Genomic DNA, 22,490 nt, shown 5'->3' on the forward strand with positions numbered 1-22,490 from the left:
TCCCCTCTTTTTTGTATAGACAAGATATTGATTGAACATGACACAATTTAAACAAGCAAAGAACGTCGTTGTAATTGGTACCCAGTGGGGCGACGAAGGTAAAGGTAAAATTGTTGACTGGCTGACCGACCATGCCCAAGGCGTGGTACGTTTCCAAGGCGGCCACAATGCGGGGCATACGCTGGTTGTGGGGCAAGGCAGTGCGCAAAAAGTCTACAAGTTAAACCTGGTGCCTTCTGGCATTGTACGTGACGGCGTCAATTGCTATATCGGTAACGGCGTGGTCTTGGATACCACGCATTTGCTGCATGAGATTTCCACCCTGGAGCAAGGCGGACTGGATGTTAAAAACCGCCTCAAAGTCAGCCCAGGCTGTCCATTGATTTTATCTCATCACGTTGCCGTCGATTTGGCGCGTGAAGCCAAGCGTAGCGCCGAGAAGAAAATCGGCACCACAGGCAAGGGTATCGGCCCTGCTTATGAAGACAAAGTGGCACGCCGTGCCTTGCGCGTGTATGACCTGTTCCATCCCGAGCGGTTTGCTGAAAAGTTGCGCGAAGTGATGGATTACCATAACTTTGTATTGACCAATTACCTGGGTGCTGCCGCGGTGGATTTCCAGCAACAATACGATGCTAGCATGCAGCATGCCGTGGCCCTGAAACCGATGGTGGCAGATATCTCTGCTGCGCTGTATGAAGCCAATGCTCGAGGCGAACACCTGCTGTTTGAAGGCGCACAAGGAACCTTGCTGGATGTAGACCATGGCACTTATCCTTATGTGACTTCAAGTAACTGTATTGCTGGTCAAGCCTCCGCGGGTACGGGTGTCGGTGCCAATATGTTGCACTATGTCCTTGGGATTACCAAAGCTTATACCACGCGTGTGGGGGGCGGTCCTTTCCCGAGTGAGCTGGATATTGAGACCGAGGGCGCGCCAGGCTACCAGATGTCTAATAAAGGCCAGGAAATCGGCACTGTGACTAAACGTAAACGCCGCTGTGGCTGGTTTGATGCAGCCGCATTGCGCCGTTCCGCAAGGATCAATGGCTTAACCGGTTTGTGTATCACCAAGCTGGATGTGCTCGATGGGATTGAGTCGCTGGATATTTGCACCGGTTACAAGCTGGATGGCAAAGTGGTGGATATGCTGCCGGTAGGCGCGGATGATGTGGCCCGTTGCGAGCCCATTTATGAAACCGTGCCGGGCTGGAGCGAAACGACCTTTGGCGTGAAAACGTGGGATGCATTGCCCAAAAATGCGCAGCATTACCTCAAGCGTCTGGAAGCCGTTTGCGGCGTGCCGATTGCGATCGTCTCTACCGGCCCAGAGCGGGATGAAACCATCGTGTTGCAACATCCTTTCGCCTAAGTAAGGTGGGCTGAAATGCGAGCACAACGGTTGGCGTGGGCAATTACCGGTTCGGGCCATTATCTGCGGGATTCATTGGCTATTTTGCAGACCTTGCAGGACGTGGATATCTACCTTAGCCGTGCAGCGGCCGAAATTATCCAGCAATATGGCTTTCAGGCCGCGTTGGAAGCCACTGGCCACAAGGTCTATCAGGACAAAACAGCCAGCAGCGTGCCGGTCGAGCGTTTTTATGAGGGTGTATATCACACACTGGTGATTTCGCCTGCGACGTCTAATACCATCGCCAAAATGGCCTATGGCTTTTCGGATAGCCTGGTCACCAACCTGTTTGCGCAAGCAGGAAAAACGCGGATCCAAAGCATTGTATTTGCTTGCGATACTGCGCCAGAGTTGGAGTCTGAAGCACCTCGTGACAATGTGGTGAAGGTTTATCCGCGCCAGATCGACCTCGATAATGTGGCACAGTTAAAACGCTTTGCTGACACGACTGTGGTTGAAGATATGACTGGTTTGCAGGATGCAATCATGACGCGCCTGGCAACGGTGCACGATTTGCATTTGCACCAAGGCGTACAGGTAGAACACCCCCACGACTAACATCATGAATCGACTGCTGTTCCTTACCGGAAAACTGGCAGAACACAGTCTGCATCAGGTATTACAATCAATCCAAGCAGACAGTAAACTTTCTCCTTTTGAATACGAAGTGAAGCAAATTGGCGTCTCGGTCGCTGCATTGATGACGCCGCCACTGATTGCCAGACGCTTACCCAAAGTCGAAAATATTGATAAAGTGATTTTACCCGGCCTCTGTCAGGGCGATCTCAGCCCGTTGGTGTCGCAGTGGGGGGTGCCAGTAGAACGAGGGCCTAAAGATTTGAAAGATCTGCCGCAATATTTTGGCCAGCAAGGTAAAGCGCCTGATTTAACCCAGCACAGCGTGTTGATTTTTGCAGAAATCGTCGATGCCCCCGATCTGACCGTCGAACAGATTATTGCCAAAGCAGCCCATTTTAAGCAGCAGGGCGCAGATGTGATTGATCTGGGCTGCCTCCCGGGCAAAGCGTTTGCACACATGACTGAGAGCGTGCGGGCACTGAAGGCAGAAGGCTTTCAGGTGAGCGTAGACTCCATGCGCGAAGATGACCTCCTGGCAGCAGGCAAAGCCGGTGCAGATTATTTGCTAAGCTTGCACGAAAAAAGTCTGTGGATTGCAGAAGAAGTGTCTTCCACGCCGGTCTTGATCCCAGCCAAGCCTGGCAGCTTACCCAGCTTGCAGCGGGCGATTGAGTATTGTCTTAGGCGTGACTTGGCCTTTATTGCAGACCCGATTCTGGATCCTATCCATTTTGGCCTGACCGAATCGATTGTCCGCTATCACAAGTTACGCAAAAAATATCCCGATATCGCCATCATGATGGGGGTGGGCAATCTGACGGAATTGACCGATGCTGACACCACAGGCATCAACGCCATACTGTTTGGCATGATTAGCGAACTCAATATCAATGCGGTACTCGCAACTTCTGTCAGTGCGCATGCCTGTGAGGCGGTGGCAGAAGCGGATATCGCCCGTCGCGTCATGTTCCGCGCGAAACAGGATAAGCGTTTGCCCAGAGGCTATGATGCAGGCTTGCTTGGTTTACATGACCGCAAGCCATTTCCTTACAGCGCCGAAGAAATCAGCGAAATGGCCAGCCAAATCAAGGATCCCAGTTTTAGGATCATGGTGAGTGAAGCGGGCGTGCATGTGTATAACCGGGATGGTTTGCAGCAAGCCACCGATCCTTATCTGTTTTATCCCAGATTAAACGTGCAGGATGATGCCTCGCATGCCTTTTATTTAGGGGTGGAGTTGGCACGCGCCCAAATTGCCTGGCAACTGAAAAAACGCTATGTGCAGGACGAAATGCTGGAGTGGGGCGTTGCCTCTAGCGTACAAAACAAGCAGGCCAAGGTCGCGCATCGTGAGGCCTCTATTAAAGAACGTCAAGAAGCGGCTAAAGCCGGTCAAGCAACTGGCCACCCAGGTCAATCACCAAATTCAGAAGCCGCTGGCAATGCAATCGACACGGAAAATAAAGAATGATTTACGAAACCATCATTACCTCCTGCTCTCCTGAAGGCGAGGTCCACATTGCGCCATTTGGGATCCAGTGGCATGCTGGGCGAGTGCTCATCATGCCTTTTCAGCCATCAACCACGTTACAGAATATTTTGCAGACCAGGTCAGCCGTGTTAAATCTGACCGATGATGTCCGTGTTTTTGCTGCCGCGATTGCCAGAAAAAAAATGGTTTCGACGTTGGCGACAGGATACGAGCATTGCATGCGTCTCAGCGATTGTTTGGCGCATCATGTATTAAGCCTGGATGAAGTCGAGCCTGATGATACGCGTCCAAAGCTATGGATGAAGGTCCTTGAAAGCCAAACGCATGCGCCCTTTATGGGCTTTAACCGTGCGCAGGCGGCGGTGATTGAACTGGCTGTGCTTGTGAGTAGATTGCATATGTTACCTGCAGAGAAAATTAATCAGGAGCTACAGTATTTACAGATTGCGATTGACAAAACTGCGGGGTCGAACGAACTGGAGGCTTGGCAATGGCTGCTAGATTGTGTCAATAATCATAGAGCTCAACAAACCGGCATGCAGCAGGCCTAAGGATATCCATGCAAGTATTAGTTAGTGTGAATTCGGTCTCTGAGGCGCAATTGGTATTGGCGGCTGGCGTGACCTTGATTGATTTGAAAGATACCAGTCATGGCGCATTGGCAGCACTAGACTCAGATCAATCGGCCCAGATCATGCATACCGTGAATGCGTACAGCGGCAAACATCCAGAAGCTGAAATCGTGGTCAGTGCCACCGTTGGGGATACTGCTGAGTCAGCGCAGGCATTGATTGACTTGATTCAGCAGCGAACCGCAATCGGTGTAGACATCATCAAATTGCCAGAAGCTATGTGGGATAACCCGGTATTTGCAGAGGCAATTACAGAAGTGCTTTCAGCCGGTATTCGCCTTGTAGCGGTGTTTAAGCCTGATAGCTTGCTGCATCACGCACAACTTGAGTCGCGTTTGAACGCACTGGCTAAGCAAGGCTATGTTGGCGTCATGGTGGATACCATAGATAAATCCAGTGCCGTGGTTGATGACGTCTCTCACACGCAACTCAAGCAATTTGCCCAGATGGCCGAGCAATTACAAATGATGGTGGGCGTGGCAGGTGGGCTTAGACAGGAACATTTGGCAGCATTACTGACTCTAGAAGTTGGATTTATCGGTTTTCGTAGTGGTTTGTGCGAAAAGGGGCAGCGACAATCACGTTTATTGGCGGACTCAGTGATGGCTGTTGTCAGCCACGTGTCAGAAAACTGTTGCATAATGAGCCCCTAAACCAATAAATACTTGGGGTTTGCGCTTTTCACGCTTGCACCCCTTGCATGGTTTGCGTATAGTTGAGTTTGTAAGTATTTTCAAAGATGTGGCGAAAATGCCCAATAACAAAGGAGTCAATGAATGAAAAAAAGTTTTTTAGGCTTGGCAATTGCTTCTGCATTTGTATTTGCATCGCAATCTGCGCAAGCTGAAGACATGTACCGCGGTGCCTGGTATGTTGTTCCAGGTGCGAGCTACATGCATACTGACAGTGATCTTGAAGCTGACAATGCCCGTGGTGGTTTCTTGTCTATTGGTAAAGAGCTGAGCGAGCACTGGGACATTCAAGGCCGTTTGGGTTACAACCGTGCTGACGAAGATACTGGTATTGCTGGTGCAGGTGGCAAGTACAAACAAACTACCTTAGGTCTGGATGCTTTGTACATGTTTAGCCGTGAGAAATTCCGTCCATTCCTGTTGGCAGGTATTGGTGCAGCACGCAATAACGTTGACTATAGCAATGTTGGTTTGACTGACAAATCCAATACTTCTTGGATGGCAAATGTTGGTTTGGGTGCGCAATACTTGTTCAATGACAAGTTTGGTGTTCAGGCAGACGTACGTCATCAATGGAGCCGTGCAGATGCACGTAATGCAGCAGGTACTGTTGATGCAGATGGCACAATTAACAATACTTTGGTTAACTTGGGTGGTATTTTCCGCTTTGGTGCACCAGCACCAGTGGTTGAAGAGCCAACGCCAGAGCCGGCACCAGCACCAGTTGCTGCAGCTGAGCCTGCACCAGCACCGGCTCCAGCACCGGCTCCAGCACCTGTTTGCAAGCCAGTGAACGAAACAGTGACTGTTTCTGCTGAAGAGTTGTTTGGTTTTGACAAGGCTAACCTGAAAGAAAAAGGCCGCGTTACACTGGATGCAGTTGCTGCCAAGATCAAAGAAAATCCTGAAATCAAAGCTGTGATCGTTACTGGTCACACAGACCGTATCGGTTCTGAAGCTTACAACCAGAAACTGTCTGAGCGCCGTGCAAAACAAGTGGCCGACTACTTGGTTGCTCAAGGTGTAGCCAGCAACTTGATCACTGCTGAAGGTAAAGGTAAATCTGAGCCAGTGGTTCAGTGCGAAGGTAAAAAAGTTAGCAAGAAATTGATCTCTTGCCTGCAACCTAACCGCCGCGTTGAAATCCGTGCAGAAGGTACAAAGCAAGAAGGTTGCCAATAAGCGCCTGACTGGTAAGTTAAAAAGCCACGCAATTGCGTGGCTTTTTTATTGTGTCAGACAAATTGGCTTTAAATTTGCCAAGGTGGCTCGGTTATAATCGCATCATGAGTGAATCACAATTTATCATCAAACCTCGCTGGCTTGTGACCATGGATGTAGGGCCGCGTGTGCTGGAGCAGCATGCTATTTTAGTCGACTCTGGCAGCATCAAAGCGATTGTTCCCAAAAGTGAAATACCGGAATGGGCGGTTGATTGGTCAGTCGTGGATTGTTCGCAACATGTCGTGATGCCTGGCTTGATTAATTTGCATGCCCATAGCAGTATGAATCTGTTAAAGGGGTACGCCGACGATTATGCGTTGATGCCGTGGTTAAACGAGCATATCTGGCCGGCAGAAAAACGCTGGGTCTCCAATGTTTTTGTGCATGATGGCAGCTTGCTGGCCTGTGCGGAAATGTTGTCTGGCGGGGTGACGACATTTAATGATATGTATTTTTATCCGCAAGCGACCATAGAGGCGGTTAAGCAGATGGGCATGCGGGCACATATTGGCTTGACAGTCCTTGAGTTCCCAACCAATTATGCTGCAACAGCCAGTGAGTATATCCGCTTGGGTACTGAGGTGCGGGATCAATATAAATCCGAATCTTCTATTAGTTTTTCTTTTGCGCCTCATGCACCCTACACCGTGAGCGATCAGACATTTACACAGATCGTCACGCTCTCAGAGCAATTAAATCTGGGTATTCATACCCATTTGCATGAAACCCAGGCAGAAATCGCACAAAGTTTGGAGCAGTTTGGTATCCGCCCGCTGCAACGTCTGCAAGCGCTTGGTGTGATTGGGCCCAGTACAGTACTGGCGCATGGTGTGCACCTCGAAAAGCAGGAGCAGGAAACCTTGGCGATGCTGGGGGCGCATATCGCACACTGTCCAAGTTCAAACCTGAAACTGGCGAGCGGGATTGCGCCTATCGCTTCTGCGCAACAGATCGGTGTCAATATCGGGTTAGGCACCGATGGTGCCGCCAGCAATAACCGCCTCGATTTGTGGCAGGAAATGCGTACCGCAGCCTTGTTGGCCAAGGTGGCCTCACAACAGGCGGAGGCGGTGCCAGCTTATCAGGCACTACAGATGGCAACCATTAATGGTGCGACGGCGCTAGGATTGCAATCGCAGATTGGCAGCATTCGCGTAGGTAAGCGAGCCGATTTGGTGGCGGTCAAACTGGATGAGTTGAACAGCCTGCCATATTTCGATCCTATTTCGCATCTGGTGTATGTGGCTAGTCGTGAGCAAGTGACCCATACCTGGGTGAATGGTGAATTAAGTTATCAGCGCTTGCCAGATGGTCAGGCGCAATTCGCCGGAATCGAAACAGAAGCTTTGCGGTCTATTGCTTTGCAGTGGCAACTCAAATTGCAACAATCCGCGCATTAATATCGTTTAGGAAATATCATGGCGAATGTCGAAATTGCAGAAGTGAATAAATTTGCCGAACTGGCACATCAGTGGTGGGATGCGCAAGGCGTGTTCAAACCTTTGCATCAGCTGAATCCCTTGCGTTTAAACTACATTGACAGCCGCGCATTGCTCAATGGTAAAAAGGTGCTGGATGTCGGCTGTGGCGGCGGAATTTTGAGCGAATCCATGGCGCAACATGGGGCGGATGTGATAGGGATTGATATGGCTGAGAAATCCCTTCAGGTGGCGGAATTACATGCACTGGAAGCCAATGCCAAGGTTGCATACCGCTGTATAGCGGTCGAGGCGCTGGCTGCAGAAATGTCAGAACAGTTTGACGTGGTAACCTGTATGGAAATGCTGGAGCATGTGCCGGATCCAGCCAGTGTGGTACATGCGTGTGCGGCATTGGTGAAGCCAGGTGGCCACTTGTTTTTCTCTACGCTTAATCGTAACGCCAAGGCTTATCTAATGGCTGTGGTCGGGGCAGAGTATGTGCTAAACCTGTTGCCTAAAGGGACACATGATTATAGCAAGTTCATCAAACCTTCTGAGCTGGCAAGCTGGTTGCGCCAATCGGGACTGGAATTGCAGCATCAGACTGGCGTGACTTACAACCCTTTGAGTAAACAGTATGCGTTGACCACAGATACCAGCGTCAATTATATGCTTCATGCCACCAAAGAAGTTTAAACACATGCAAGCTGTATTATTTGATCTTGACGGGACCTTGGTGGATACTGCCCCGGATTTGGCTTATGCGCTGAATTTACAGCGTGAACGTCATGGCTTGCCTTTCCTGCCGGAGGCCACGATTCGGCCATATGCTTCGCATGGCTCACGTGGCTTGCTGGAAGTTGGTTTTGGTTTGTTACCGGATCACGCAGATTTTGAGCAGATGCGCACTGAATATCTGGATTTATATACCCAGGTGATGACGCGGCAGCCACAATTGTTTGCAGGGATGGCAGAAGCGTTGCGCGCAATCGAGCAACGCGGCCTGCGATGGGGTATTGTTACCAATAAACCCCGCCGGTTTACATTGCCCATGATTGCGCATATGAAGTTGAATGACCGCGCGGGCGCGGTGATCAGTGGCGATGATGCACCGCAGCCCAAACCTTCACCGCAAACACTGTTATTAGCCTGTGAGCGTATGCAGTTAGATCCTGAAAAAGTGGTGTATGTCGGTGATGCCGAGCGCGATGTACAAGCGGGCAATGCGGCGGGGATGACGACACTGGTTGCCTTGTTTGGTTACCTGTCAGACACTGACCAACCTGAGGCTTGGGGCGCAGATGGCTGCATCCAGCAGCCCCAGGACTTGCTGACTTATCTATAGCGATAAGCGCTTATGACAATCTACAGTGACTGAACTAGCTAGCTGCGTGTGCTGCTCAGCACGGCCATGGCGGCAATGTTGATATCTGCCACCAGAATACTTGCCAGCTGGCCTGACTCATTCAGGATAGGCAAGGAGACGGTGAGACAAAAGTCCTCCGTAGCCGTCGACAGGTATATGCTTGATATATAAGGGGCTTGAGACTCGGCGACGCGTTGGTAATAGGCTTGCTGGCTACGGTCTATGCCAGCCCCGCCAGCCTTGATTTTTCCATACATATTCGGGTTAATCCAGTTGGCATAACGCTGTATACCGTTTGGTTCAAGTTCAAAAATCACTTCAAAGAATGGAAATTCAGCAAAGCAGCTGTCCAGGTCATGCGAGCCTGTCGAGCGTTGGGTATTGAGTAAGGACTGCAATGCGGACAATGCCTTTTGCTGCCAGTCAGAATAAAATTCTTTTTTCGGCAGGATGGTTTGTGGGGGCGTATCTTCCACAACCACAATACTGCCGATATTTGCTTTACCTATCTTTTTAAGCATGGCTGCACGTTCTGCAGCCACCACGCTGTTTTCAAGCGCCCCTTGCTTGCCATTCACCACGGCAATCGACACACTGGCGACAGGGTGATCTTTGCCATCTTCGGTGGTAAAGAAGCCTCGCTCTAAGTCTGAGGCGTCATAAAGATGCACGGCCAATGCCTGAAACTGGCTGATGATATGCAGCAGCGTGTCATTGAGGGTGGGGGCGTTGTGGTCGTAAATCAACACAAAGTCATCGCCACCAATGTGCCCGACCATGACGCCGGCTTTATCCTGAAACTCCTGGCGGATAATTTCAGATAACAGCCTGATCATGGCGTCGCCGCGGATAAAACCATAGCGGTCGTTGTAGGCTTTGAAATGATCGAGATCTATATAGATCAGCTGTGTATTCGGGTTGTTTCGTAAACTGTTGTCCAGGGTTTGTCTTAGCGTAGGGCCTGTCGTGAGATGGCTTAATGGATGCAAGTTGCCGGTCGCCGTTTTACGGCTGATCAATTGGGCCATGATTTCCATGGGTTGCAAGACCCCTACATAGCCGCCTTCATCATTGATGGTGATCCATATGTCTATATTGCCTCGCTCCAGGTAAAAAATACGGGCCAGAACTGAGGAGGGCAGTTTATGGTTAATCACCTTGGGCAAGGGATCACAGCACGCCCCCAGCCCTGTATGTTTTTTGGAGAACACTTTACCTCGCCGCAGAACCCCCAGCGGCTTTTGCCCGTCCAGCACCACTGCAGTGGCAATATCGGTATGGGCATTAAATAAACGTCTTGCTTCCTCCAATGAGCTGCTGACATCGATGGTTAATCCGTGACTGATATATTCACCGATATGAAAGTCGTCAGGCACATGTGAGCGGTGTGATTCATCTCGTACGGGCAAGGCGGTGACTTTATCACTAGGCTTACTTTGCGGTTGGGCAAAATAGTGGCCCTGTGCATAATGCAGGCCTAAGTCCTGACAATAGGTAATGTCCTCTACACGCTCCAGGCCCTCTGCGATGATGGTACATCCCAGCCGCTGCGCCATCGAAATAATCGCTTCGAGCAATACCGTCCGCACGCGGCTGCCTTGTGCTTCATGCACAATGGCACGGTCTATCTTGATAAAGTCAGCCCGTACCTCAGCCAGGATGCGCAAGCCGTTAAAGCCAGAACCCATATCATCCAGCGCAATGCGCAGGCCATGCATACGGATTTCGTCGCAATAGCGTGCTAGCACCTCGGGATTGGTTTTCTCACTTTCGATAATTTCAATCACTACATCGCGCTGATCAATCTGCTGTTGGTTCAGGATGTTTAAAATAAACTCCAGCCAGCCCGGGCTCATAATGGTTTGTGGCAACACATTTATAAAAATCGGCTTGTCTGCCGAAATGGATTGCGATTTGCCTATCAACGCCAATTTCTGACAGGCCAAGTCCAGTTCGTGGCTACGTTTAACCTCGGCGGCGAGCGCAAAAGCCTCCATGCCATTCAGCCATTTGCCTTCTGGCGTTTTAAGCCTGCATAAGGCCTCAAAACCAAAGACTTTTCCACTCTGGCCAAAATCCACAATCGGCTGGTAATGCATTTGCACATGCGGTTCAAGCTCCGAGAGCAGCCAAGGGTATTTATGTCTGGCATAAAATGTATTGAATGGCATGGTTGCCTGCAGCGCTTGCATGGGGTGCATGGCATGGTTGTCTTGTGACACCAGCACCCAGGTATCCCTCAGGGTATGTGCAGACTCTTCTGCAATCATACGGTCTAGAATCTGCAGTAATTCAGGTTCGGAGTCGTAACTGAAAGCAGCGGTATGAATGCCAGAAAAATGTGGATTTTCGGAGTTGGCATGACTGTTTGCATCCATGGTATGCAGAAATAATTCCATTCAATACGACCTTGCTTTTCTTGTTTGTGACTGGCAGAGAGGACGGCCCATCCGTTTTAAAACCGAATGGTGTCATTTTTATAACGACAAGCGATGAATTTTATTAAGAGGGCAGATGCAGATAAAAGACATTTATCTTCACAGCATTGGAACTATGGCAATCTGTTAGACGGGCGAGAGTGCATTTAAGCAACGCCATGATGAATTATGTGACTGCTTTTCTTTCCAGTAAGGCGGTAGACAGCGTGCCACTATCCACATACTCAATCTCGCCTCCCATGGGCAGGCCACGGGCAATCCGGCTGACACGGATACCCCGGGCTTTGAGCATTTGGCCAATATAATGTGCCGTGGCTTCACCCTCTGAGGTAAAGTTGGTCGCAATAATGACTTCATGGATGGTGCTATCCTGGGCACGTTTGAGCAATTTATCCAGGTGGATATCTTTAGGCCCTATGCCATCCATGGGGGATAGTTTGCCCATCAGCACAAAATATTGTCCTTGATAGCTGCGGGTGTTTTCCAGCATCATCAGGTCGGTAGGCATCTCTACTACACAGAGTGTCGATTTATCCCTGTGTGTGTCCTGACACAGGTGGCAGACACTGTGTTCACTGAAGTTATTGCAGTAATCGCAATGCGCAAGTTTATCCAGTGCCTGTTGTAGGCTGGAGGCCAGCTTTTGTGCCCCTTCACGGTCCCGTTGCAACAAGTGATACGCCATGCGGGTGGATGACTTGGGGCCAACCCCAGGCAGGCAACGCAAAGCGCTGATCAGTTGGTCCAGAACAGCCGGATGATTCAAGCCTGGTCTCCGCGTTTAAAATGTTGCTTGAGCGTGTCACGCATTAGAATGGTAATTTGAAGCCTGGAGGCATCAAACTGCTCATTTTGGCTGAGCTCGTGGCTTCGGCTTTGGCTTTGGCATCTTTTAGGGCAATTAGAATGAGGTCTTCCAGTGTTTCCTTGTCATCCATGGCCGCGTCATCAATCTGTACGCGCTTCACGTCATTGCTGCAGGTCATGGTGACTTTTACCATGCCATTGCTGGCGCTGCCTTCAACCTCGGTGTTAGCGAGTTCTGCCTGCGCTTTTTGCATATTGGCCTGCATCATCTGGGCCTGTTTCATCATGTTGCCCATGCCACCTTTCATCATTGTCTGCTCCTGAAATTACTTGTGGTTAATGTAAGGGTTTAATCGAGTTAGGCACGATAGTCGCGCCCATTTCCTGCATCAGGCCTTGTACAAAGCGATCATTCATGATGGCTTGTGTCGCCTGATCCTGCAATTCTGCTTTTTCTACAGCCAGTTGCCTGGCTGGCGTATTAGCATCCTGGCTGGTATTGATGACCAGCTGTAAACGGCGGCCAAAATGGCTGTTTAATGCCGCATTCAACTTTTCTAGATAATTGGCGCTAGCCAGATGCTTATGAGACTCGCTAATGCGCAGGGTCATCACATCGCCTTCAAACTGGACCAGCTCACAATTTTGTGCCAGTGCGCGTACTAGTCCCAGTTTACTTAAATGATTTTCTACCAGCGCACGCCAGTTACCGTCCCAGGCCAATAACGGAATGCTCGCGGCTGGCGGCGCCTCTGCCGGGACGGGCATCGCAACCGCTGCGGGTTCACTGGCAACCACCGGTGAGGCAGGTTGTGAAAGTACTTGTGCCGGTATTTCTGCCATCGCGATGCGATCAAAGGGTTCGCCGGACGCTTCCTGGGTTGAGTGTTTGGCTTCAACGACGCCTATTGGCGAAGGTGTCTCCGGCACAGACGGTTTTGCAGCCGGGCTGGACGCATAACTTTGCGCTAATGCAGCACGGGCGCTGCCAACCATGGCAGGGCTGGTCGAGCCACTCCGGCTGTTTCCGTTTTCGTCAGATGAACTGGCAGGAGGCGTCACAGCCGTCGTGCTATCGGCTTTAAACGCCAGCATGCGCAACAATGTCATGGTAAAGCCGGCATAGGCATCTGGGGCTAATCCGATGTCACGATGGCCCAAAATCGCAATCTGGTAATACAGTTGCAGGCGTTCTGCGGACAATGCTGTTGCAAGGTCCAGCAAGGTCTGGCGTTCAGGGTGGTCGTCAGCAATCGACTGCGGCGCGTATTGTGCAACTGCCAGCAGGTGCAGTAAGGCAGCGATGTCGTTGAGGGCACTTTCAAAGCCTATGCTACGAGACTCCATTTGCTGCGCAATATTGAGCAGACCAGCAGCATCTTCTGCAATCAATGCCCGCAATAATTCATACAGGTAGCTCTGGTCTATGGCGCCGAGCATACTGCGCACATCACTTTCGCGTACCGCCTGGTTGCCATAAGCAATGGCCTGGTCCGTCAATGAGAGTGCATCGCGCATACTGCCATTGGCCGCGCGGGCGATCAGTTGCAACGCGGGGGATTCAAAAGCAATCTGTTCCTGGCCTAGAATATCCTGCAAATGGGCGGTAATGGTGCTGCTGGCCATTTGGCGCAGGTTGAATTGCAGGCAACGCGACAGAATGGTCACCGGGACTTTTTGCGGATCGGTCGTTGCCAGGATAAATTTGACGTGGGCAGGCGGTTCCTCCAGCGTTTTCAGCATGGCGTTAAACGCTTCCTTAGTCAGCATATGCACTTCGTCTATCATGTAGACTTTGAAGCGGCCGGACGAGGGGGCGTAGATTGCTTGCTCCAACAGGCTCACCATGTCTGCAATGCCGCGGTTAGACGCCGCATCCATTTCCACATAGTCGACATAGCGGCCAATATCAATGGCGCGGCATGCCTCACATTCGCCACAAGGGGTCGCTGTGATGCCGGTGGCACAGTTGAGGGATTTAGCCAGGATGCGGGAGAGGGTGGTCTTGCCGACGCCTCGGGTGCCAGTAAACAGGTAGGCATGATGCAGGCGCTGCTGGCTCAAGGCGTTGCTGAGGGCCTGGACCACATGGTCTTGGCCGACCAGGCTGGCAAAAGATTTTGGGCGCCATTTACGCGCCAACACTTGGTAAGACATCGCGCACTCTACTGATTAAAAGCAATAAGGCAAACCTGTACTTTAGCCTAATTTGCCTGTGCCTGCTTATCCTGAACCATAAATTTGGATCGAATAAAACAGCGCAGACAAAATGAAGAACGGGAGAGAAGGGGCGAGCCCAACCCCCGGCACTTGCTTGATAGTTGTGGCTGCTTGCTTCCGCACCTGACCAGGTTGGCTACCTTACAATGCGGGGAGGCCCGCGGACGCTATTGTAACGCAAAAATATTTTTTTAACGCCTTATTTTCGGCTGAGTGCAGTGGCTGGCAAATTGACAGGCTGCGAAATAAACAATTATTTACCTTCTTATACATCAATAAATCGCAATCACTGCAATGCATAATATTTTCATCCTATTAATTTTAGTGTGATGTGGCAGAAGACGATGGCAGCAAACGGAACATCCATGACAGCTTCAGAAATTGCACGTGAAACCATCAAGCAAATGGCTGTCAGGCGGGTTGAACCCAACCCGGACAATTACATGCAGATTTACTATGAGATTGCAGGTAAACCTGTCAAGGAGGATGCTGCGAGCGCTTTACGCAAAGCACTCAAGCAATTGCCGCATGACACGCTGGAACAAACTAACTGGATTAACCGCTGGGAAAAGGTCCTCAAGCAGGATAATTGGCAAGGGTTGGGTGAATTGCTCACCGAGGCCATGCAACAGCAGCTCAACCACTCTACCAAATGGCCCAAGGCCATCCGTGTTTTATTGCAGGCCTGGGATGACAAGCGTAGCGGGATAGATGCCACCAGGAAGCGCGAGACGCTTGAGCGCGTACTGATCAATTTTGGCGATGATGAAAGCCTGTCTGACAAGTTGATCGGTATGGCCAATCTGTGGCTGCCTTCTGATGCCAGGATAGAAGGCATTCCATTGACAGATCCGGCAGCGCTACCGACGGCAACTGCGGCGCAACCCACACCAGAACTCGGCAACCAGGAAGGATTCCCCTCTGAAGTCCAGCAGTTTCATGGCGCATTTACCATTTTGCAGACTTTGTTAAAACAGACCTTGTATCTCGGCTTGATCCCGCGCTTGCAGGGGTATCCCGACTTGCAGGCGGAGGCAGAGGCTGTGCAAGCGGACGCTGAGCGGGCTAAAAAGCTCAAAGAGTGGGAGGCGTTAGCTAAATCACTCAAGGCTTTATTAATGCGGGTGGAGGTGATTGGGGCGCAGGAAGATGATGTGCGCGGGGATATTATCGATTTATTGCATTTGTTACTGGAAAACATCGGCGAACTGGTCGCCGAGGATAGCTGGTTAAGCGGGCAAGTGTATGCCGTGCAATCGATTATTAGCGGTCCCCTGGATAGAACCAAGTTAAAGCAAGCTGAAAAAAGCCTGAAGGAAGTCATCTACAAGCAAGGCTTGGTCAAGCACAGTCTGATTGAAGCAAGAAATTCCTTTAAAACATTAATCAGCACCTTTATTGATAAGCTCAAATACATGGGCGAAGCCAGCGAGCTTTACAGTGGCAAAATTGAGACCTATGCCAAAGAGCTTTCACAAACGGATGACTTGATTAAAATTAATGAACTGGTCACCTTGCTGATGCGTGACACCTCGGTGATGCAGACAGATATCCTGCGATCACGTGATGATTTGCTGAGCCAGCAACGCAAAGCGAGCGATACTCAGGAGCGGATTGATCAATTGCAACTGGAGTTGCAGCAGTTGAGCGAGGTCGTGAGAATAGACCAATTGACAGGGGTGCTTAATCGCCGCGGGATGGACGATGCATTCCAGACCGAGATCGCGCGCTTCCACCGTAGCGGCGAGCCTCTGAGCGTCGCTTTGTTGGACATTGATAATTTTAAATCACTCAATGACCAGCATGGCCATGCGGCGGGGGATGCCGCGCTTAAACATCTGGCTGCCGTAGTCAAACGCGCTGTACGGCCTATGGATATCGTGACTAGAATGGGCGGCGAAGAGTTTGTTGTACTCCTGCCCAAAACAGACTTGAAAGAAGCTGTGGTGATTATGAGCCGCTTGCAGCGGTCATTAACCAAAGAATATTTTTTGGGCAATAACCAGAAACTGTTAATCACCTTTAGCGCCGGCGTGGCCTTGTTCCAGCAGGAAGATGATGTCAGCTCGATTCTGTTGCGGGCTGATCAAGCCATGTATCTGGCCAAAAAACGCGGTAAAAACCGGGTGATGACAGAAATCGACCTGACGGCCTCTATTAGCGAGTCGCCCTGATTCCCCTCGGCTGCGCTGTCAGCTAGGGGCTGATAGTCGTTCCAACCATACCCAGCGCGGTAATGACATGCTATGCTAACTGGCATTGTAATTGAGGTGCCATGTGTCTACGTCAGCCAGCCATTTACCGATTGATAGTGTCCAGCATGCCTTGCATGAAAGTGAACGCCGGTTTTCCGCCATTGTTTCCAGTATTCCTGGCCTGGTGTTCCAGATGCATATGACTGCGGATGGCCAAGTCGTCTTCACTTATCTCAGCGAGGGTTGCGAGGCGCTGCTCGGTATTCCGGCAGCGGCTTTACTCAAGGATGCGAATGCCTTGTTTGAGGCCATGGACCAGCCTTCCGCGCATCTCTTCAAGCAGAACTTGCAAAAATCCGCCCGGCAGCACAAACGTCTGGATTGGGAGGGGCAAATCTGGATTGCTGACTGGCAAGACATGAAGTGGGTCAATATCCGCGCCACCTTGCAAGATTTGGGGCAGGGCGCCGTGCAATGGGATGGCATTATGCTTAACATTAGCCAGAGCAAGCATGAAAAGCAGGAGATTGAACAAGCTAGGCTGGATTTGCAAGCCTTGACCGCACACTTAAACCAGGTCAAGGAGCAGGAGCGTGTTTCAATCGCGCGTGAAATTCATGATGATCTGGGCGGCAACTTGACGGCAATGAAATTGGGGTTGTCCACCATCATCCAGCAAATTGAGTCCGGTCATCCAGTCAATCTAGAGCAAGCCAATCTGCTGCAAGGCATCATTAACCAGACCTTTGATGCGGTGCACCGGATTTCTGGTAACCTGCGGCCTAATATCCTGGACCTCGGGCTGGTGGATGCCTTGGAGTGGCAGGTCAGCCAGTTCAAAAAACAATTAGGGATTTCGGCAAAATTTGTCACAAACTGCCATGACTTGGAGTGTGATGCCGATCAATCCATGGCTTTATTCCGGATTTGCCAGGAAGCCCTGTCCAATATTGCCAAATACGCACAAGCCGATGCGGTGGAAGTTGAGCTGAGTCTGCTGGATCAACAATTGTTCATGAAAATCACCGACAATGGCATTGGCATTGCCCCGGCAGATAAAATCAAATCTAACGCTTTTGGCTTGCGTGGGATGCAGGAACGTGCAGCTGCCTTGGGTGGCGAGTGCGTGATTGTTGCCGCCTCACCGGCGCCAGGAACCTGTATCCGCGTCCATGCGCCATTCAAGCCTGCAGAGTCGTGACAGAATGACTGATCCGATTTACAATCCACAGAGCGCTTTCTGGTGCAGCCAGCGTGCCGCCAGTGAAACAGAGGGATCAGGTTGGATACACAAAAAATAAAAGTCATTATCGTAGATGACCATGCCATTTTACGGTCTGGCATTAAACAGATATTGCTTGCGAGTGGGGATGTTGATGTTGTCGGCGAGGCCGAGAACGTTGCACAGGCCATCAAATGTGTGCGCGAAGTCGCTGCTGATGTGATGTTGCTGGATATTTCGTTGCCGGATAAAACCGGCATAGAAGCACTTAAACTTATCAAGCGGGAGAATGCGGCGCTCAATATCCTCATGCTTTCCATGTATATGGAAGAGCAATACGCCGTGCGTTCCATACGCTCGGGCGCTTCTGGATATTTGTGCAAGCATACGGCTTCAGAAGAACTGCTTACCGCGATTCACACCTTAGCCAAGGGCAAAAAATACATTACGCCCAATGTGGCCGAAATTCTGGCTGAGCAGGTAGGTAACGATCATGCCGCAGCCTTGCACGAAACGCTATCAGACCGCGAATTTCAGGTCATGCGTATGATTGCTTCCGGACAGTCGGTGAGCGAGATTGCGGATAAACTCGCATTGTCGGTGAAGACGGTCAGCATGTATCGTACGCGGTTGCTGGAAAAAATGCATCTCAAGCACAATGCAGATATCACGCACTACGCGATCAAAAATCAATTAGTTTGAGTGTTTATTGCGATAGCGTATCCGCAATAAAAAAAGGCCTCGATAGAGGCCTTTTTTTATTTTAATCAATAAGCTATGAAATTTTCTTCGCGTAATTGATTAAGCCGTTAGTTGAGCTATCAAAGCTGGTTACCGGCTCTTTGGTATTCAGTTGTGGCAAGATTTGGCTCGCAATCTGTTTGCCATATTCCACGCCCCACTGGTCGTAGCTGTTAATGTCCCAGATCATGCCTTGCACAAAAATCTTGTGTTCATACAAGGCAATCAATTTACCCAGGGTGTAAGGCGTGAGTTGCTTAAACAAGATAGAGGTGGTGGGACGGTTGCCTTCAAACACTTTATGCGGCAACAAGTCTTCAAGCGCCTGGCCACTCATGCCTTGTGCTTCCAGTTCGGCACGGGCTTCTTCACGGGTTTTACCCAACATTAAGGCTTGGGTTTGCGCCAGGAAGTTGGCCAACAGGATTTTGTGGTGCTGGTCATCTGGGCTGCCCACTTTGTAATGACTATTGGCTGGCATCAGAAAGTCTGCCGGAACCATTTGCGTGCCTTGGTGAATCAGCTGGTAAAACGCATGCTGACCGTTGGTGCCAGCCTCACCCCAGATAACGGGGCCAGTTTTGTAGCTGACGCGGCTACCGTCACGACAAATAAACTTGCCATTACTTTCCATGTCCGCCTGTTGCAGATAAGCCGCAAAACGGGACATGCCTTGGTCGTATGGCAAAATCGCGTGTGTGTCGACGTGGAAGAAGTTGTTGTACCAGACGCCCAGCAACGCCATGATAACAGGCATATTCTGCTCCAGCGGTGCGGACAAGAAATGCTGGTCCATGGCGTGACCACCTGCCAGTAACTGTTCAAAGTTGTCCATGCCCACATACAGCGCAATTGACAGGCCAATCGCTGACCATAGCGAGTAACGGCCACCCACCCAGTCCCAGAAAGCGAACATATTATTTGTATCTATACCGAAGGCTTGCACGGCCTTGGCATTGGTGGACAAGGCGACAAAATGTTTGGCCACATGCTGATCTTGCTGGGCTGCCGCCAGGAACCAGCGGCGAGCAGAGTGCGCGTTGGTCATGGTTTCCTGGGTGGTAAACGTTTTGGAGGCAACGATGAATAGGGTGGTTTCCGGATTGCAGACTTCCAGCACGCGCATCAAATGTGCGCCATCAATGTTGGAAACAAAGTGTGCTTTCAGGTTGGGGCTGGCATAGGGTTTTAACGCATCACATGCCATGACCGGGCCCAGGTCTGAGCCGCCAATACCGATATTGACGATATCGGTAATGCGTTTGCCGGTGAAGCCGGTCCATGCACCACTGCGGACTTGCTCGGTAAATGTACGCATTTGCGCCAGTACCGCATTCACTTCTGGCATCACATCTTTGCCATCGACATAGACCGGCGTATTACTGCGATTGCGCAGCGCTGTGTGCAATACGGCACGCTTTTCGGTAATGTTGATTTTTTCACCGCTAAACATGCGGCTGCGCCATTGCTCAATATTTGAATCGCGCGCTAGCTGGAACAACTGGGACAGGGTTTCATTAGTGATACGGTGCTTGGAGTAATCCAGCAGAATATCATCTACCGTTAAACTAAATTCTTCGAAGCGGTTGGGGTTTTGTTTAAACAGATCGCGCATTTGAACATCGCGCATTTCAATTTGATGCTGGTTCAGCGCATGCCAGCTCGGGTGTGTAGTTAGTTTTGCCATGTCGTGTTGTTACTATCGTTTTTCAAGTCAATTAAAATTACGGGGCCGGACAAGGCAATCTCAAGATTGTGTTGTCCGGCCAAAAATCTTTACTGCCAGGCTACATCGTGTCTACAGTGTAACCAGTTATTGTAACTGAAGTATGACACCCCCAAGTGGCGGCAAGTTTAGGCTGATGGAGGCTGGCTGGTTCATCCAGGGCACAGGGTCACTTTGACAGCCGGAACCATTACCAACATTGCTGCCACCATAACAAGCGGCGTCACTGTTAAATAATTCCTGATAGTAACCCGATTGTGGTACGCCCAAACGGTATTGATGGCGCGGTACCGGTGTGAAATTAAGTAGGATTATAACAAAACTATGGTCTTTGCCGCGTCTGACGTAGCTTAATATTGATTGTTCGGCATCTTCGCAGTCTATCCACTGAAAGCCTTGTTGGTCAAAGTCGTGGGCATGCAGTGCACTTTGCTGGCGATACAGCCAGTTAAGGTCCTTACTGGCACGTTGAATGCCACGATGCAGGTCATGACCAAGGGTAGTGTCTTCTAGCAAATGCCAGTCCAGGCTTTGATTCACACTCCATTCACGCCGTTGCGCAATTTCATTGCCCATGAAGTTGAGTTTTTTACCAGGCATGGTCATTTGCAAGGTCATTAACAAGCGCAGGTTGGCGAACTTTTGCCAATCATCCCCGGGCATTTTCTCAAGTAACGAGCGTTTGCCGTGGACCACTTCGTCATGTGAGAAAGGCAGGATAAAGTTTTCAGAGTAAGCATACATCTGGCCAAAGGTCAGCCGGTCATGGTGATACTGGCGGTAGACCGGATCCAGTTGCATATAAGTCAGAATATCATTCATCCAGCCCATGTTCCATTTCATGCTGAACCCCAGGCCGCCGGCATAGACCGGGCGTGAAACGGCGGGCCAGGCGGTCGATTCTTCGGCAATCGTTAATACCCCAGGGAAACGCTCGCCGACCATCATGTTGAGCTGCTTGAGAAACTCGATCACATCCAGGTTTTCACGTCCGCCATACACATTCGGCAGCCACTCTCCATCTTTACGCGAGTAGTCCAGGTACAGCATGGACGCCACGGCATCCACGCGCAAACCATCGATGTGGAATTCTTTCAGCCAGTAATAGGCATTGCTAAGTAAAAAGCTGCGTACTTCATTGCGTCCATAATTGAAAATATAGGTGCCCCAGTCCATATGCTCGCCCAGGCGGGGGTCGGCATGTTCATACAGCGCCGTGCCATCAAAACGGGCCAAGGCCCAATCATCTTTGGGGAAGTGGCCGGGCACCCAGTCCAGAATCACGCCAATATTGGCCGCATGGCAGCGGTCAATAAAGTATTTAAGATCATCGGGACTGCCATAACGTTGCGTCGGCGCAAAATAGCCGGTGACTTGATAACCCCAGGATTCATTGAGCGGATGTTCCGCAATCGGTAATAATTCTATATGGGTATAGCCCATATCAACCAGATGCGGAATCAGGGCATCCGCCATGGCACGGTAGCCCATAAAGTGGCCATTCGGCGCTCGCTGCCAGCTACCTAAATGCACTTCATAGCAGTTAAAGGGCGTATGTAGCCAGTCATGCCGGGGACGTTGCTGTAGCCAGTCCTGATCCTGCCAGCTGTAATGACTGTGGCAGATGCGGTTGGCTGTCCCTGGCCGCGCCTCAAACGCTTTACCATAGGGGTCAGCCTTGAGCATGACATAGCCATGTTCCCGGTTACGGATTTCAAATTTATATAGATCATGCTCGGTGAGGTGGGGGATAAACAACTCCCAAACACCGCTACTACCGAGGACGCGCATCGCATGTACACGGCCATCCCATTGGTTAAAGCTGCCAACAACACTGACACGGGCAGCATTAGGCGCCCAGACGGCAAAGCGGACGCCAGTCACGCCATTTACCTGCATGGGGACTGCCCCTAAACACTGATAAGCCTCGTACAGGCGTCCTTCGGCAAATAGGTACAAGTCATCCGCCGACAGCGTGCTGTCAAAACCATAGACATCCAGCGTTTCATAAGGCTCTGTTTGTCCTTTGGGTTGGATTTTTAAAACGGCGGGCGCGCTCAGCGGGGCGGTGGCGGCGAAAGTGAACAAGCTTTGCGAAGGCGCCGGGATCATGGCTTGCCACGCTTGCCCGATTTTGACCCATACATGCAGTGCATTCGGCAAAAAAACGCGCAACTGCCAGCGGTTGGTTTTGACGTCATGGTGGACCCCCAAATACTCAAAGGGGTTGTGATGGGTGGCGTCTAAAATCCGTTGCAGATGATGGTTGTCTGGGGAATGGTTGGCTGTAGCTTTGGCTGTCATGCTGTCGATGTCCGGTT

At 50.6% G+C, this 22,490-nt stretch carries 18 protein-coding genes and 1 other RNA gene; 12 read left to right on the plus strand and 7 right to left on the minus strand.

All coding sequences use genetic code 11. The features are described from left to right. Window positions 1–37: 37 nt before the first annotated feature. From ACIDF8_RS09780 to ACIDF8_RS09820, 9 genes are all read left to right on the plus strand, one after another. Complete coding sequence (locus ACIDF8_RS09780) at window positions 38–1,372, plus strand: adenylosuccinate synthase (protein WP_412010433.1); 1,335 nt, start codon at window positions 38–40, stop codon at window positions 1,370–1,372. A 15-nt stretch (window positions 1,373–1,387) separates the two neighbouring features. Continuing rightward, window positions 1,388–1,972: a flavoprotein gene (locus ACIDF8_RS09785; RefSeq protein WP_412010434.1), complete on the plus strand. Its 585-nt coding sequence runs from the start codon at window positions 1,388–1,390 to the stop codon at window positions 1,970–1,972. 4 nt (window positions 1,973–1,976) lie between these two features. Beyond that, window positions 1,977–3,464, plus strand: coding sequence for a DUF6513 domain-containing protein (locus tag ACIDF8_RS09790; protein WP_412010435.1), 1,488 nt, complete (start codon window positions 1,977–1,979; stop codon window positions 3,462–3,464). Further along, window positions 3,461–4,036 carry a DUF447 domain-containing protein gene (locus ACIDF8_RS09795; protein ID WP_412010436.1) on the plus strand — a complete coding sequence of 192 codons (576 nt, stop codon included), beginning with the start codon at window positions 3,461–3,463 and terminating at the stop codon, window positions 4,034–4,036. The genes ACIDF8_RS09790 and ACIDF8_RS09795 overlap by 4 nt, the downstream gene beginning before the upstream one ends. 8 nt (window positions 4,037–4,044) lie before the next feature. Next, window positions 4,045–4,770 (plus strand): (5-formylfuran-3-yl)methyl phosphate synthase, encoded by a 726-nt coding sequence (locus ACIDF8_RS09800; RefSeq protein ID WP_412010437.1) that lies wholly within the window; start codon window positions 4,045–4,047, stop codon window positions 4,768–4,770. A gap of 123 nt (window positions 4,771–4,893) precedes the next feature. Beyond that, window positions 4,894–5,991: an OmpA family protein gene (locus tag ACIDF8_RS09805; protein ID WP_412010438.1), complete on the plus strand. Its 1,098-nt coding sequence runs from the start codon at window positions 4,894–4,896 to the stop codon at window positions 5,989–5,991. Window positions 5,992–6,095: 104 nt separating this feature from the next. Continuing rightward, complete coding sequence (locus ACIDF8_RS09810; RefSeq protein ID WP_412010439.1) at window positions 6,096–7,433, plus strand: TRZ/ATZ family hydrolase; 1,338 nt, start codon at window positions 6,096–6,098, stop codon at window positions 7,431–7,433. Between the two features lie 18 nt (window positions 7,434–7,451). Beyond that, window positions 7,452–8,150 carry a bifunctional 2-polyprenyl-6-hydroxyphenol methylase/3-demethylubiquinol 3-O-methyltransferase UbiG gene (gene ubiG, locus ACIDF8_RS09815; protein WP_412010440.1) on the plus strand — a complete coding sequence of 233 codons (699 nt, stop codon included), beginning with the start codon at window positions 7,452–7,454 and terminating at the stop codon, window positions 8,148–8,150. Window positions 8,151–8,154: 4 nt separating this feature from the next. Then, on the plus strand, window positions 8,155–8,799 hold the full coding sequence (locus tag ACIDF8_RS09820; protein ID WP_412010441.1) for an HAD family hydrolase: 645 nt from the start codon (window positions 8,155–8,157) through the stop codon (window positions 8,797–8,799). 38 nt (window positions 8,800–8,837) lie between these two features. Here ACIDF8_RS09820 and ACIDF8_RS09825 read toward each other — a convergent pair whose 3' ends face one another. From ACIDF8_RS09825 to ffs, 5 genes are all read right to left on the minus strand, one after another. Beyond that, window positions 8,838–11,219: an EAL domain-containing protein gene (locus tag ACIDF8_RS09825; RefSeq protein ID WP_412010442.1), complete on the minus strand. Its 2,382-nt coding sequence runs from the start codon at window positions 11,217–11,219 to the stop codon at window positions 8,838–8,840. Window positions 11,220–11,424: 205 nt separating this feature from the next. Beyond that, a complete protein-coding gene (recR, locus tag ACIDF8_RS09830; RefSeq protein ID WP_412010443.1) occupies window positions 11,425–12,024 on the minus strand; it encodes a recombination mediator RecR in 600 nt (199 codons plus the stop codon). A 43-nt stretch (window positions 12,025–12,067) separates the two neighbouring features. Then, window positions 12,068–12,376 carry a YbaB/EbfC family nucleoid-associated protein gene (locus ACIDF8_RS09835; RefSeq protein WP_412010444.1) on the minus strand — a complete coding sequence of 103 codons (309 nt, stop codon included), beginning with the start codon at window positions 12,374–12,376 and terminating at the stop codon, window positions 12,068–12,070. A 25-nt stretch (window positions 12,377–12,401) separates the two neighbouring features. Continuing rightward, on the minus strand, window positions 12,402–14,222 hold the full coding sequence (gene dnaX, locus ACIDF8_RS09840; RefSeq protein WP_412010445.1) for a DNA polymerase III subunit gamma/tau: 1,821 nt from the start codon (window positions 14,220–14,222) through the stop codon (window positions 12,402–12,404). 129 nt (window positions 14,223–14,351) lie between these two features. After that, window positions 14,352–14,448, minus strand: an RNA gene (gene ffs, locus ACIDF8_RS09845) — signal recognition particle sRNA small type. A 202-nt stretch (window positions 14,449–14,650) separates the two neighbouring features. Here ffs and ACIDF8_RS09850 point away from each other — a divergent pair. The 3 genes from ACIDF8_RS09850 (at window position 14,651) to ACIDF8_RS09860 (ending at window position 18,404) form a co-directional block, all read left to right on the plus strand. Next, the gene (locus ACIDF8_RS09850) at window positions 14,651–16,459 is read left to right on the plus strand and encodes a GGDEF domain-containing protein (protein WP_412010446.1); all 1,809 of its coding nucleotides are present in this window, start codon (window positions 14,651–14,653) and stop codon (window positions 16,457–16,459) included. A gap of 103 nt (window positions 16,460–16,562) precedes the next feature. Beyond that, window positions 16,563–17,681: an ATP-binding protein gene (locus tag ACIDF8_RS09855; RefSeq protein ID WP_412010447.1), complete on the plus strand. Its 1,119-nt coding sequence runs from the start codon at window positions 16,563–16,565 to the stop codon at window positions 17,679–17,681. 81 nt (window positions 17,682–17,762) lie between these two features. Further along, window positions 17,763–18,404, plus strand: a complete 642-nt coding sequence (locus tag ACIDF8_RS09860) for a response regulator (RefSeq protein ID WP_412010449.1) — start codon at window positions 17,763–17,765, stop codon at window positions 18,402–18,404. Window positions 18,405–18,477: 73 nt separating this feature from the next. Here the strand turns inward: ACIDF8_RS09860 and pgi are convergent, their stop codons facing one another. Together pgi and glgB are read right to left on the minus strand one after the other, a co-directional pair. Beyond that, the gene (gene pgi / locus ACIDF8_RS09865) at window positions 18,478–20,130 is read right to left on the minus strand and encodes a glucose-6-phosphate isomerase (RefSeq protein WP_412010450.1); all 1,653 of its coding nucleotides are present in this window, start codon (window positions 20,128–20,130) and stop codon (window positions 18,478–18,480) included. Window positions 20,131–20,256: 126 nt separating this feature from the next. Further along, window positions 20,257–22,473 carry a 1,4-alpha-glucan branching protein GlgB gene (gene glgB, locus ACIDF8_RS09870; RefSeq protein WP_412010451.1) on the minus strand — a complete coding sequence of 739 codons (2,217 nt, stop codon included), beginning with the start codon at window positions 22,471–22,473 and terminating at the stop codon, window positions 20,257–20,259. Window positions 22,474–22,490: the final 17 nt, after the last annotated feature.

Source organism: Methylophilus sp. 3sh_L (assembly GCF_046766015.1).
GTDB lineage: Bacteria > Pseudomonadota > Gammaproteobacteria > Burkholderiales > Methylophilaceae > Methylophilus.